This window comes from Streptococcus sp. Marseille-Q5619 (genome assembly GCF_946901205.1).
Taxonomy (GTDB): Bacteria; Bacillota; Bacilli; order Lactobacillales; family Streptococcaceae; genus Streptococcus.
Map to the genome: position 1 here is coordinate 415716 of NZ_CAMPPO010000002.1, position 13468 is coordinate 429183.

Annotated in this window: 15 protein-coding genes; 3 read left to right on the forward strand and 12 right to left on the reverse strand. The window is 40.1% G+C overall.

Annotation, left to right across the window (positions count from 1 at the left end; all coding sequences use genetic code 11):
• Positions 1–25 precede the first annotated feature (25 nt).
• From OC530_RS03035 to OC530_RS03065, 7 genes are all read right to left on the reverse strand, one after another.
• On the reverse strand, positions 26–637 hold the full coding sequence (locus OC530_RS03035) for a type II CAAX endopeptidase family protein (protein ID WP_262079385.1): 612 nt from the start codon (positions 635–637) through the stop codon (positions 26–28).
• Between the two features lie 26 nt (positions 638–663).
• Positions 664–912 carry an immunity protein BlpZ gene (gene blpZ / locus OC530_RS03040; protein WP_262079387.1) on the reverse strand — a complete coding sequence of 83 codons (249 nt, stop codon included), beginning with the start codon at positions 910–912 and terminating at the stop codon, positions 664–666.
• A 40-nt stretch (positions 913–952) separates the two neighbouring features.
• Positions 953–1642, reverse strand: coding sequence for a CPBP family intramembrane glutamic endopeptidase (locus OC530_RS03045; RefSeq protein ID WP_262079389.1), 690 nt, complete (start codon positions 1640–1642; stop codon positions 953–955).
• Positions 1643–1728: 86 nt separating this feature from the next.
• Entirely contained in the window at positions 1729–2133 is a 405-nt protein-coding gene (locus tag OC530_RS03050; RefSeq protein ID WP_262079391.1) for an immunity protein, read from the reverse strand.
• Between the two features lie 850 nt (positions 2134–2983).
• Positions 2984–3340: a hypothetical protein gene (locus OC530_RS03055; RefSeq protein ID WP_262079393.1), complete on the reverse strand. Its 357-nt coding sequence runs from the start codon at positions 3338–3340 to the stop codon at positions 2984–2986.
• Between the two features lie 81 nt (positions 3341–3421).
• Positions 3422–4759: a sensor histidine kinase gene (locus OC530_RS03060; protein WP_262079395.1), complete on the reverse strand. Its 1338-nt coding sequence runs from the start codon at positions 4757–4759 to the stop codon at positions 3422–3424.
• A gap of 13 nt (positions 4760–4772) precedes the next feature.
• The gene (locus tag OC530_RS03065; protein ID WP_262079396.1) at positions 4773–5510 is read right to left on the reverse strand and encodes a LytTR family DNA-binding domain-containing protein; all 738 of its coding nucleotides are present in this window, start codon (positions 5508–5510) and stop codon (positions 4773–4775) included.
• A gap of 295 nt (positions 5511–5805) precedes the next feature.
• Between OC530_RS03065 and OC530_RS03070 the strand changes: the two genes are divergently transcribed.
• Complete coding sequence (locus OC530_RS03070; RefSeq protein ID WP_004261043.1) at positions 5806–6135, forward strand: hypothetical protein; 330 nt, start codon at positions 5806–5808, stop codon at positions 6133–6135.
• Positions 6136–6196: 61 nt separating this feature from the next.
• Here OC530_RS03070 and OC530_RS03075 read toward each other — a convergent pair whose 3' ends face one another.
• Together OC530_RS03075 and OC530_RS03080 are read right to left on the reverse strand one after the other, a co-directional pair.
• On the reverse strand, positions 6197–7246 hold the full coding sequence (locus tag OC530_RS03075; RefSeq protein ID WP_173234438.1) for an ABC transporter permease: 1050 nt from the start codon (positions 7244–7246) through the stop codon (positions 6197–6199).
• On the reverse strand, positions 7243–7974 hold the full coding sequence (locus tag OC530_RS03080; protein ID WP_173234436.1) for an ABC transporter ATP-binding protein: 732 nt from the start codon (positions 7972–7974) through the stop codon (positions 7243–7245). The genes OC530_RS03075 and OC530_RS03080 overlap by 4 nt, the downstream gene beginning before the upstream one ends.
• Before the next feature lie 67 nt (positions 7975–8041).
• On the opposite strand from OC530_RS03080, the gene OC530_RS03085 reads away from it, so the two are divergent.
• Together OC530_RS03085 and OC530_RS03090 are read left to right on the forward strand one after the other, a co-directional pair.
• On the forward strand, positions 8042–8452 hold the full coding sequence (locus OC530_RS03085) for an HIT family protein (protein ID WP_050275810.1): 411 nt from the start codon (positions 8042–8044) through the stop codon (positions 8450–8452).
• Between the two features lie 9 nt (positions 8453–8461).
• Positions 8462–8749 (forward strand): hypothetical protein, encoded by a 288-nt coding sequence (locus tag OC530_RS03090; RefSeq protein ID WP_173234434.1) that lies wholly within the window; start codon positions 8462–8464, stop codon positions 8747–8749.
• Between the two features lie 394 nt (positions 8750–9143).
• On the opposite strand, the gene dnaJ is transcribed toward OC530_RS03090, so the two are convergent.
• The 3 genes from dnaJ to grpE form a co-directional block, all read right to left on the reverse strand.
• The gene (dnaJ, locus tag OC530_RS03095) at positions 9144–10283 is read right to left on the reverse strand and encodes a molecular chaperone DnaJ (RefSeq protein WP_173234432.1); all 1140 of its coding nucleotides are present in this window, start codon (positions 10281–10283) and stop codon (positions 9144–9146) included.
• A 563-nt stretch (positions 10284–10846) separates the two neighbouring features.
• The gene (dnaK, locus tag OC530_RS03100) at positions 10847–12670 is read right to left on the reverse strand and encodes a molecular chaperone DnaK (protein WP_173234430.1); all 1824 of its coding nucleotides are present in this window, start codon (positions 12668–12670) and stop codon (positions 10847–10849) included.
• A 270-nt stretch (positions 12671–12940) separates the two neighbouring features.
• Positions 12941–13465 (reverse strand): nucleotide exchange factor GrpE, encoded by a 525-nt coding sequence (grpE, locus tag OC530_RS03105; protein ID WP_262079406.1) that lies wholly within the window; start codon positions 13463–13465, stop codon positions 12941–12943.
• Positions 13466–13468: the final 3 nt, after the last annotated feature.

A 13468-nucleotide genomic window follows, 5' to 3' on the forward strand; every position in this document is an offset into this window, starting at 1 on the left:
GCCTTCTGCTTACCTTTCATGATTTTTATAAATAATATAAGAGTGGCCAACTATTGTAAAACATATGGACTAGAGTAGAGACCCATAGGTTTTGGCTCTTTTTATAAGCAAAGCCCAGTAACAAGCCCCCAAGTAGATAAAAAATAAACGAAGAGATATTAGGAGGTCCATGCATGAAAGAAAAAAGAGAGGAAGTTAGCACAAGCCCTAACCAAGAATTGTCAAAAACGGCACCTTGAAGAAGTCCTCTGAAAATGAGTTCCTCCTGGATTGGTCCAAAAACTGAGGTAGTCAAAATCAAAGACAGAGAAATTCCTCTGCTGACTTCCGCCAAGTGTTGAACTCCCACGCCAGAAGAAACAGCGAAAAAATGAATATACACCAGCGTCTCAAGTACACTTAGAAGAAAGATTGCAATAAAAAGCAAAAGTTGTTTCCTGCTTAACATCCCAAAAGAAATCATTTCAAACTTTCTAGCATAAGCAATACTCACCAAAGTTACAAGAAGACTTACAATAATCAATTCAGATTCATTTTGAAAAAAATCCCCATGGTTAATCGTATAAGGAACTGTAATGACGATTAGTAGTACTAAAAATCCAAAGCACAAGGCATGAAATTTATCAAAAAACTCCATAAAACTATCCTCCCCACCAAACTTCCCTACAAGTCATCCTTTAGTTCTAGTCTTTCCAAAACAAACCATTTGAGTAACCAAAATCCGACCACATAACCAGCTCCTAAGAAGATAGCCATTAAAGATAGCATGGGATTTAGGAAATAAAAGGCCACAACAGATACAAAGGTTAGCACAAAAACATTAAGGGCAATGGTGTCAGAAGCCAAGACTAGAATATAAGGTGTCAACCAGTCTAAGGTTTTGGAATCTAGGAAAAATAAGTGTTTATACATGATGACCTCCTCTATGGCTGAAAAGCAAGCCTTTGTTTTTTTACCCCAAGACCCTATGTAGAAAAGTGAGCAAAAATGGTAAGTTTGCGATGATATTATTAACAATATGAATCGAATAAGAAGGATAGATACTCTTCGTATAACGTGTTAGACAGGCAAATAGACAGCCCACTGCCGTATAGACAAAAATATCTGCGAGACTTGGCAAGCTAGAAAAGTGGGGCAAGGCAAATAAGAATGACGGAAAGAGAAGATCCCGTCCCCATCTCGAATTCTTAAAGAAGGCATGTTGAAGCAATCCCCTACATACCAATTCTTCCATCAGAGGTCCTAGTACGATTAAGGTTAGGTAAACACCAAACTCCGCAAAATTTGTCTCACTATAGGCAATAAACAAATTCCACCCTTCATTGGTTCCCTGAACGTGTTTAGCTGTCAGATAGTTAAAGCAGATAAGCACAACAGCTGCTAACACCGTCAGAACAGAATAGCTCAACCACTTTTTCCTAGGGATGCGAAAGAGATAAGCATGGCCCGACCTGACCAAAATCCAAACCATCAAACCGATAAAGAGAAGACTGATGATGTTTCGAATCCAGATAATATTTCCTACCCAAGACGAGAACTCCCAATAATTGCTCCAAAATTGGGTTGTCCAAGACAGTCCGAAAAATAGAAACAAATAAGAAAGAATGGCACTCGTTTTGAAAAGAATAGAGTGTCTTTTCATAGAAATCCTCCTACTATCTACAAGACAGGATGACCCCCTCCTGTCAGGCTTTAGACTAGTCCCAGATTAAGAAGAAAACCCTTCCTCTACTTTTTATAATACTTCAAACCCCAAATGAGCAGAAGCATGATAATCAAGCAGAGAATAGCGCCAATATAGGCAATTAGTTGTTGATAGGATTCTCCTGCTGTGACACCTCTATACAAACAAATAATAGACATAAAACCTGTCAAGCCTATATACATGAGTTGATTGGTTTTAGGGCTAACTAAATCATCATCTTCAAACTCTCTTATTCTCATTTCCCTAGTGAGGTAAACAGTGAGCAAAATGGAAGCTAAGTTAATAACCACTAAGAGAAATTGGAAAACCAAGGAAAAATTTAAAAACTGACGAGATAGAAATAGATAAGTGGAGACAAGTAAGGGCAACTGACCTAGGAACAATCTCGCAAGGAAGATGTTCCGTTTTTTAGCAAGAAAAGTTTTCATTTCTTTGCTCCTTTCTTTTTAGTTAAAGCAAGATAGATTATAACCGCAATCACATAGGCTATGGTATAGAATAGATGATACCAAGCACTATCCCTAAGCGGATATAGAAATATGGACATGATCAGATACAAGATGAAAATGACAAGTATTTTTTTCTTCATAAAATTTCCTCCTAAATATATGCTTTATCTTAGTTTAGCTACAACCTTTACACTGCTAGTATAGCACTCGTTTTATTCTTGGATCACTCAAATCGTAAATGGTCATCAAAACCTCTTGAATTGTTAAAAAATTTAAAAAAGCAAGCATGAAAAACATACTTGCCCTTTACACAATATTGATACCAACTTAATTTGTAGATTTTTTATCCTGCTATCACATATCATTTTGACAGGCGAAACAATATTAAAGAAACTCCACTGTAGATTAAACTAGCGATAAAAAATCTTTTTATCTAATTAGATCTATCTTTATTCTTCTTTGGAGATTTTAAAAATTTTCCCCTAATTAAATAAGTAATAAAAGAAATAAGCATACTGACAACAAAAACAATAAGAAAACTTTTGAAATCCATAATTACCTCCAAGTACACAAGCTCAAGTCTTTAAGCGACCATAATAGCCAATTGTAACATTGTTTTTGCATTCACGAGGAATACCTCTTTTTACTTTCGTCCTATTACAACCTTAATAAGGTTAGTATACTACTATTTTTTAAAATTTTCCATCCAAATCATAAATGGTCATCAAAACATCTTGAATTGTAAAAATTTAAAAAGCAAGCATGAAAAACATACTTGCCCTGGGGGAACTTGACAATGTGAAAATACAAAATAGAAAACTACTCACCCTCACTTCCGTATGTTCTCATATATTCTCATAATCGCAACAAGGATAGCAGCTGTCCCACTTGCCAAAGCGATAAGGGTAATGATAATGTTGAGGATTTCAGGCGTCCTCCCTATTCTGTTGATAAGACGGAGTAGGGATATAACTGTCAACTGAATCAGGAGTATTGATTCTACTCTTACCATTGAAGTAAGTCTGTTTTCAACTGCATATAAAAAGGCTGGCAGCAAAACACAGGCTATAGCAATCACAAACAGGTTGCCCCCTGTTTCTTCTCCCTTGTTCACCACGGAAATCATGAGAAGATTCGAAGCAATAATCAACGTAGAACAGATGATAAAAAAGGATTTCTTATTCATTTAATATACCTCGTATACTATAGTATTTTAATTGATGACTACAGGCAGTACTTCTTTTTCACAAATCTTCTAATTATCAACCTACAGCAAGTGAACCGTTAAAACCTGACGAAAGACTTGATTTTGGCAGGTGGTATTTAGACTGATATTAGGATGGCTTTCCACAATTTTCATGACGGTATAGAGACCAACTCCTCTCTCCTCCCCTTTAGAGCTTGCTCCAAAGGAGAAGATTTCAGAAATATCGATGCCCTCTTCTTTGATGGAATTTTCAATGATAAAGGTCTCCTGTGCTCCATTTTTAAAAAAGGCGATTGAAACGTGAGGTTGACTGGCCTCTGCAGTGGCTTCAATAGCATTGTCACAAAGGATAGACACAATGGTTAGAAAATCAAGCAGTCTCATTCCCTCAACCTGAATCTCCTCAGGAACTTCGACATTAAAGACAATCTTCTTATCTCTGGCTTTTAGAAATTTCCCTGCTAGGAGACTTTTGAGGGCTTTATCACGAATATTCACTAATCTGCCCAGGTCATATTTGTTGTCCTGCAATTTTTCACTGGAATCCTTTAAAACAGAGTCGTAAACCTCTTTTATCTGCTCCATATCCTCCTCTTCAATGCCCAGACGTAAACTAGTCAAGAGGTTGCTATAGTCATGCCGAAAGCTCCGTACTTCCTTGTAAAGTTCCTCTATATGCCGACTATAGCGTTCCATATCTCTATAGCGCAAGGTCTGCTCTTGGTTCAGTTTCTCCTGAAGTTTTTCCTTCAAATAGGTATCTAATTTCTTGATAACCCCCATAAAAAAGAGTAGATAAAATACCAGAATGAAATGGCGAACAGTCGTTGATTGTATACCTTGTACATATTCAAAATAAGACAGACTTTGCATCACTAGATAGTAAGCCCCCATTATCCAGTTAATCTTAGTCAGGGACTTTTGAAAATCTTTATCGGGAATCTCCTTTCTCAAACTAGTAAAATCATAGTCTAACCATTTCAAAAAGGCTAGAGAAATAAAGCAAATGAAAATTTTTATACATAACCAAATAAAAGAGCGGTCATCATACACATGCCCTTGCCCTAAAAATGGAAGCACAAAATAAGAAATACCTCTATAAAAGAGATTCACCAATATCATTGGAAAGAGACCATAAAAGAAAAGGAGTTTTTTAGGAAGTCCTCTTAACAGTAATAAAGACAAGCCTATGCCGTACAAGGGTTCCACAAAATAAGATAGGTAATTATTTCCTACTATATAGCTAATCGTTACAAAAATAACTACTAAAAGTAGCTTAAAAAGAAAAGCTTTAAAGACTCTCTCCAGAGTTAGAACAATTCCATCCACCTTAAAAAATATAAACAATTCCAATCCAGATAGCAAAAACACATATACGATCTTCCAAACTAATTCCATCCCATCACCTCACTCAGTGCAAGTTATTGATAGCCTCAGACACTTCCCTGACCTTATAACGCGCTATCATACAGCTCCCACCATTGGGAAAGAAAAGCAGTTTTTCTTTCTTATCCAAACGCACCACATTGGCAGGATTGATGAGAAAAGAGCGATGGCACTGCAAGAGACGAGGTTCCTGCTTGAGAATCTCCTCCAAACTCGCTGTAAATTCCAACCTATCTGTCTCGCTATAGAGAATGACATGATGGGGTCTGGGAGACGTTTCGAGATAGTAAACCTCTTTAAAAGGATACTGGAATTGAGCAAATTTTGATTTAAAATAAAAGCAATCTTCAGCTAGACTTTTACTGTCTTGACCATTGGCATAGAGGAGGGCTGTCTCGATCCGAGATTCAAACTCCTCTGCCGAAAGAGCCTTATCAATGTAGTCCAAAGCAGACACTTGGTAGCGAAAGGACAGGGGCATAAACTCTGAGTGAGTCGTCACAAAGACTATCAAGGCATAAGGATCCCGATCCCGAATCTTTCTAGCCACTTCCAGCCCCTTCATCTCTTCATTTCGAATCTCAATATCCAAAAAGAATAGTTGATGGATCCCCTTCTCATGTACCTCTGCCAGCAGTTGATCTGGCTTACCAAAGACTTCAAAAGAACTCGGAGTGATATGATGTTCTTTCAAGAGTTTCTCAATCGTCGTTTCAATCCTAGTCTGTTGGGAAAAATCATCTTCTAAAACAAATATTCTCATCTTCTTACTCTCCTTGTTTCGATTTCTTCCTAAAAAGAGAATAGCAAAAATACTTTGATACAAGCCCACCAAATCCTAAACAGGCCTTTAACGCTCCTGAAGGGTATCTTGTTCCTCAAATAAGCATGATAATCTTACCACTATTTTATCATAAAATCTTAACAGTATCATTCAGGAAATTTCAAGGGCAATTAAAGATTTTATGGTGAAAAAGGAGATAAAAGTGATAGACTAACAGTATCAAAACACAGTTGCTAGAATCAAAACTAGCACCTAGATTAAAGGAGGAATTCTCATGACAGATACAGACCCTATCAAAAGAGCTCAGACTTTGATTACTGACTTAAACAAAGCCTATCAAGCATGCAAACAGGCAACCGCTGACGACGTCCGCTTTCAGGAGCAATTAAACTCTATTCTTGGTTTTCTAGCCAAGGCTGAAACAGTGGATAATCGAGTCTTGATTGAACTGGAAAAATTTTACCAGACTTCCAGTCTTCTCATGGGACTCAGCGCTCTTGATCCAGATGCTCCAACTCGCGCCGCTTGGCGGGCCTATGACCGCTTCCACTTTGACCAAGTCAAGACCAAGTTGAGTCTCTACGGACCAACCATTATCCTGTAGAAAATAAAAGAAGTTGAGACAAACTGAACTCAACTTCTTTTTTAGTGTCATATAAGAAATGTTAGTCCTGCATCTGACGTTTTACCTGATAAGGTAGGTACAAAACTAGTAAAACCAAACCAGCTCCCAGTAAGGCTAAAAGGGCTAGTTTTTCTTGGAAGGTAATCAACCCAACAACTAATTCCACTACTAAGACCAAACTGGTCAATCCTCTGACCACTGCCTGCAAGCCTTTTTCCTTTTGCCCCTTGTCCAGCGGAAAGAGTTGGGTCAAATACTGGTAGTCAAAGGCATGATAGAGGGCCAGCAACTGGAAGAGCAAGAGGTAGTTAAAGAGAACTACCACTGCTGTCGCAATCCAAGCTTGCTCAATAAAAACCTGTGCCAGCAAGGAAAGTAAGAGCAAACGGAGACTGAGAGCAAAGAGGTCTCCATTTCGCAGATAAGAACGCAGATAGAGATTTTGCCAAATCTTCCCAGGCACCTTCTGAACAGTATTTAGGATAAAGTCCAGATAGGCACGACGCTTGACACTGTTTGAAATTCCCTTTACCTGCGTAAAGAGGGCAAAGAAACGAAGCAAGACTTGCTTGCGCTTGCTTTCTTGGGAAATGACATAGTCCCAGTCTAGTCCAGTTTCAGTGAAAAATTTGCTGGCCTTTTGACGAAAGAGGAAATATTTTCCTACCCCCAATAAAAGCACATAGACCAGAAAAACTGGCAAGCCATAACCCATGGCTAAAAATAAGGGCGCAAATAAAAGCAAGAAAAGGGTCTGTACAAAGAGCCAAAAGACTAGGGAAATGCCAGTTTGACGCTTGAGATGGAGTTTGATTTCCTCTTCTCCGACCAAGAGAAAGAGCTTGTCTGGAGCCTCCATATAGGTGGCAATTCCTCCCCAAAGCAAAAGTAAAACAGACGTAATTCCTACAAATAAAAGGATAGGCCAATGATTTTCAGGAAAATGTTGTAAGAGTTGACTGTATTGGTAGGCTAGAAAGCCCAGCAGAACAAGCAGGAACAAGACAAAGTGGTCATTGAGAACATAGCGCAAATAACCAAGACACTCCTTACGAAAAGCCTGCTTTCTCTTTAAAAACAAGTCTTTCATAGCTCCTCCTCTTTGGTCAGAGCCAAGTAAATATCATTCAAACTAGCCTCAGGCATATCAAAGGCTTCGCGCAGTTGCGCTAAATTCCCCTTGGCACGCACTTCCCCTTTGTGAAGAATGACAAAAGCATCACACATCTTCTCAGCCGAATCCAGCACGTGGGTACTCATGAGAATGGACTTGCCTTTTTGCTTTTCCACTTCCAAAAGCTGAATCAAGTCCGCAATAGCCAGCGGATCAAGACCAAGGAAAGGCTCATCCACGATGAAGAGACTCGGATCCACCACAAAAGCACAGATAATCATGACCTTTTGCTTCATCCCTTTTGAAAAATGAACAGGGAACCAATCTAATTTCTGGTCCAGACGGAACATTTTTAACAAAGGTTCCACTCGATCAAAAGCCACTTTCTGGTCAATACCATAAGCCATAGCAACCGTTTCGATATGCTCTCTGAGGGTCAATTCCTCATACAGACTAGGTGTCTCAGGAATGTAGCCAATCTGCTTGCGGTAGCTAGTCGCGTCTTCTTGCAAGGTCAAGCCATTGATATTGATGGAACCACTATAAGGTGTCAACAGACCGATAATCTCATTGATAGTCGTCGATTTACCAGCACCATTGAGACCAATCAAACCGACCAACTGCCCACTTTCAACAGTAAAGGACACATCTTTCAAGACAGGGACATGAACATAACCACCTGTCAGGTTTTTAATTTCTAACATATTTTCTCCAAATCTGGTATAATGTAGCTATATTATATCAAAATTCAATACAGTAGAGGTAGATTTTATGTCAGATTGCATTTTTTGTAAAATCATCGCAGGGGAAATTCCTGCTTCAAAAGTATACGAAGATGAGCAGGTTCTTGCCTTTCTTGATATCTCTCAAGTGACACCAGGACATACCTTGGTCGTGCCAAAAGAACACTATCGCAATCTTTTGGAAATGAACGCTACTAGCGCCAGCCAACTCTTTGCCCAAGTACCAAAAGTAGCTCAAAAAGTCATGAAAGCTACCAAGGCTGCTGGTATGAATATCATTGCCAACTGTGAAGAAATCGCAGGACAAACCGTCTTTCATACCCACGTTCACCTCGTGCCTCGCTACAGTGCAGACGATGACCTCAAGATTGATTTTATCGCCCACGAACCAGACTTTGACAAACTTGCTCAAGTTGCTGAAACTATCAAAAACGCCTAAGGAGTTGCCATGAAATTATCCAACCTACTGTTATTTGCAGGAGCTGCAGCTGGAAGTTATCTGATCACAAAAAATCGCCAAACCATCACAGATGAAGTCTTGAATACCACTGACCGCGTTCAAGCTATCAAGGATGATGTGGATATTATCCAAAACAGCCTGCAAATCATCGACCAACAAAAAGAACTCATCAAGGAATACCAAGAAGACCTGACTTACAAGTTTAAGGTCTTGGAAAAAGATATCCAGACTAGACTAGCTGTGATCAAAGAAACACAGGAACTTAAAGATAAGTAAAAAGAGCCAATCGGCTCTTTTTTAAAAGGTAAACAAGTTATATCCCATCAACTATACATCATAATTTAGAAAACTCATACTCAATAAAAATCAAAGGGCAAACTAGAAAGCTAGACGCAGGTAGTACTTGAGTACGACAAGTCGACGCTGACGTGGTTTGAAGAGATTTTTGAAGAGTATCATTCACCGTTTCATAACTAAATCGAAGACTTTCCCAGACTTTCCGCCGTAATGAAAACACCTGAAATAGCTTGGTTTCAGGTGTTCGGAAACTTTGAGACCTAGGCTCAAAGTTTAGGTATGGAACTTCGAAGAAGGGCGCTACCGTCCGTCATTACTTAAGGAAAGTCTTAAAAAATCTATAAACAAAAAGAGCTCATCGGCTCTTTTTACTTTATTCTCCATCAAAGGCATCTTTAATATGGTCAAAGAAGCCTTTTTTCTTTGGATTGACTTTTAAATCACCTGCAGCTGCGAATTCTTTCAAGGCTACTTTTTGACGGTCGTTCAAGCCTGTCGGTGTTACGACATTAACGGTAACGTATTGGTCACCAACAGCACCACCACGAAGACTCGGAGCTCCCTTACCACGTAAACGGAATTTCTTACCAGTCTGAGTTCCCTCTGGGATAACCAATTCAACATCACCGTGAACAGTTGGGATATCAACTGTATCACCAAGAGCGGCTTGGACAAAGTTGAGGTTGAGATTGTAGAAGATAGTCGTGCCTTCACGTTCAAACTTGTCGCTGGCTTCCACAGAAACTACTACATACAAGTCACCGTATGGTCCACCATTAAATCCTGCTTCACCCTGACCGGCTAGGCGAATTTGTTGACCAGTTTCCACACCAGCAGGGATTTTTACATGTACACTATGGGCTTGTTTTTCATGACCTGTTCCGTGACAAGTTGTACATGGATCTTTGATTTCTTTTCCGCGACCATGACAGACATCACAGGTTACTTGGCGACGCATCATACCAAGCGGAGTCTGTGTATCGACGTTAATGACACCAGCACCATGACAGCGTCCACAAGTGACTGGACTTGTTCCTGGCTTAGCACCTGAGCCATTACATGTACGACAGCTAGCTTCACGGTTATATTTGACTTCTTTTTCAGCTCCAAAAATAGCTTCTTCAAAGGTCAAATTCACACGGTATTGGAGGTCATCCCCCTGACGAGGAGCATTTGGATTGCGTGAAGTACCGCCTCCGCCGAAGAAACTTGAGAAGATATCTTCAAAACCACCGAAGCCACCTGCCCCGTTGAAACCGCCAGCTCCACCACCGAAGCCTCCAAATCCACCATTGGCGCCTGCAGCACCATATTGGTCATAGGCAGCCCGTTTTTGGTCGTCACTCAAAGTCTCATATGCTTCTTGAACTTCCTTGTATTTTTCCTCAGCACCAGGCTCCTTGTTGATATCTGGGTGGTATTTTTTAGAAAGCTTACGATAAGCCTTTTTGATCTCGTCTGCCGAAGCGTTTTTTGACACCCCCAGACGATCATAAAATTCAGTATTGTTCATACAAGATACCAAGACCGTAAAATTCGACTGAAAAATAGGAAATCTGACGCTGGAGCGATGCTCCTAGGCAGATTTATCTTTTTTCCGAGAATTTAGGTCGGGTTCAATTCCTTTCTGTTATATTGAGTAAGAAATATGGGAACCCGTGTTCAATTCCCTGAACACCATTGTTCCTTTCTATTGATATTTTGAATCAAACTTCGATTTAGATCGGGTTCAATTTCTGTATGTCATATTGATGAGACAAACCCCAAATAAATCAGGTTTAGGTCCTTTTTATCGAAAAACAGAGGCTGGGTTGCAACCTCTGGATTTCTTCCTATCATTACGACGTTCAAAAATAAAGTCGATTATACTTTGTTTTTGAACTAGTAAGACGTTTAGGCAAGTCACCATAGCGATTGCCGTAGAATGACAATCACTTTAGTGATTAGTCATTCTTACCGAGTTAGGCTTAACTGAGTTTCGGCTAAAAACTTCGGAAAAAAGATAAGCCATCTTTTGTGCATCGCACAAGGCGATGGCTTCCTATTTTTCTTTCGTTTTCTTAACGCCTCAACATCTTATTTTTCCGTAAACTCTCCGTCTACGACGTCATCGCCTGCGTTTCCTGTTGCTTGTGTGCCTTCTGCTCCTGCTTGAGCTTGTTGGGCTGCGGCGGCTTGTTCGTAAAGTTTAACAGCAAGTCCTTGAGCTTTTTCGTTCAATGCTTCAAGTTTTGCTTTCATGTCGTCCAAGTTGTTGTCTTCTTGCGCTTTCTTAAGGTCATCAAGGGCAGCTTGGGCAGCGTCACGTTCTGCGTCGAATCCTTTGCCTTCAGTTTCCTTGATTGTCTTTTCAGTCGCAAAGATAGCTTGATCTACTTCGTTACGAAGGTCAACTTCTTCTTTACGTTTCTTATCTGCTTCAGCGTTAGCTTCTGCATCTTTCATCATGCGGTCAATTTCTTCGTCAGTCAAACCTGAGTTCGATTGGATCACAATTGTTTGTTCTTTTTGAGTTCCAAGGTCTTTAGCTTTAACAGACACGATACCATTCTTATCGATGTCAAATGTTACTTCGATTTGAGGAATTCCACGAGGTGCAGCTGGGATATCAGTCAATTGGAAACGTCCAAGAGTCTTGTTATCTGCTGCCATTGGGCGTTCACCTTGAAGAACGTGGATATCAACGGCTGGTTGGTTGTCTGCCGCAGTTGAGAAGACTTGTGATTTAGATGTTGGAATTGTTGTGTTGCGGTCGATGAGTTTTGTGAAGACACCACCCATTGTTTCAATACCAAGTGACAATGGTGTTACGTCAAGAAGGACAACGTCTTTGACATCACCAGTGATGACACCACCTTGGATAGCCGCACCCATAGCAACTACTTCATCAGGGTTTACTGATTTGTTTGGTTCTTTACCAGTTTCAGCTTTAACAGCTTCAACAACGGCTGGGATACGAGTTGAACCACCAACAAGGATCACTTCGTCGATTTCTGACAAGCTCAAACCTGCATCCGAAAGGGCTTGACGAACTGGAACTTTTGTACGTTCTACAAGGTCACGAGTCAAATCGTCAAATTTCGCACGAGTCAAAGTCATTTCCAAGTGAAGAGGTCCAGCCTCACCTGCAGTGATAAATGGCAAGCTGATTTGAGTTGAAGTCACACCAGAAAGGTCTTTCTTCGCTTTTTCAGCAGCATCTTTCAAACGTTGCATTGCCATCTTGTCAGTAGACAAGTCAATACCGTTTTCTTTCTTGAATTCTGCTACCAAGTGATCGATGATTTTTTGGTCAAAGTCGTCACCACCAAGTTTGTTGTCTCCTGCAGTTGACAATACATCGAAGACACCGTCACCCAATTCAAGGATAGAGACGTCGAATGTACCACCACCAAGGTCAAATACCAAGATTTTTTCTTCTTTGTCAGTCTTGTCCAAACCGTAAGCAAGAGCGGCTGCAGTTGGTTCGTTGACGATACGTTCTACTTCAAGACCAGCGATTTTACCAGCATCTTTTGTTGCTTGACGTTGAGCATCGTTGAAGTAAGCTGGAACTGTGATAACTGCTTTCGTTACTTTTTCACCAAGGTAGTCTTCAGCGTAGCCTTTCAAGTATTGAAGGATCATAGCTGAAATTTCTTGTGGAGTATATTCTTTTCCGTTAGCAGAAACTTTTTCAGAAGTTCCCATTTTAGATTTGATAGAGATGACTGTATCTGGGTTTGTAACTGCTTGGCGTTTTGCAGCATCACCAACGATGATTTCGCCGTTTTTAAATGATACTACAGATGGAGTTGTCCGATTTCCTTCTGGGTTTGCGATGATTTTACTTTCAGTTCCTTCAAGAACTGCAACTGCTGAGTTTGTTGTACCTAAGTCAATACCGATAATTTTAGACATGTGTTTTCTCCTTAAATTTTATATTCTATTTTTCTTTTAGATACTCTTCTTAAGTGGCGGCGCCGTCAGAGCTTGACTCGTCAATCTCTTTGACTAAACTTTGAGCCTAAGGTCTCAAAGTTTTCGCAAATAGCGCCACGGCGAAGAGTATCGTCTTTTGTTCGCTTCGCTCACTATTGCAAAGCTGAACTACTTTTTTATCTTTCTTTCATAGTTTATTGTCGTTTCGGACAAGTTTTCTATTATGTATGTTACAACCGTCAGAATTGCCTAGTTGTAAACAACTACCATGGCTGGGCGTAGGATGCGGTCATGGAGTTTGTAGCCTTTTTGGAAAACTTGGGCGATGGTATCTGCTGGGTGTTCATAGTCTGCTGGGAGAGTTTGGATAGCCATGTGGTAGTTATGGTCAAATTCGCCGTCAGCTGCGATTTCTTCGATTCCTTCTTCTTTCAAAGCGTGAATCAAGCTTTCTTGCACCATTTCCAAGCCCTTCTTCACATCATCTGTCAAACCTTCAACTGCGAGTGCACGCTCAAGGTTATCCAAAGAAGGGAGAATCGCTTTTGCCAAATCCTGGCTACGATAACGTTGCAAGTTTTGACGCTCTTCATTGGCACGGCGTTGGATATTTTGCATTTCCGCATGAGCACGAAGGTATTTGTTTTCGTACTCATCTGCACGTTCATTTGCCAAGTCCAATTCAGACTTCTCAGGAGTTGTTTTTTCTACCGTTTCCACAACTTCCTCTTCTTGGACTTCTTCTACTTCTTCATTTTTTATATCTTGGGCCATTTT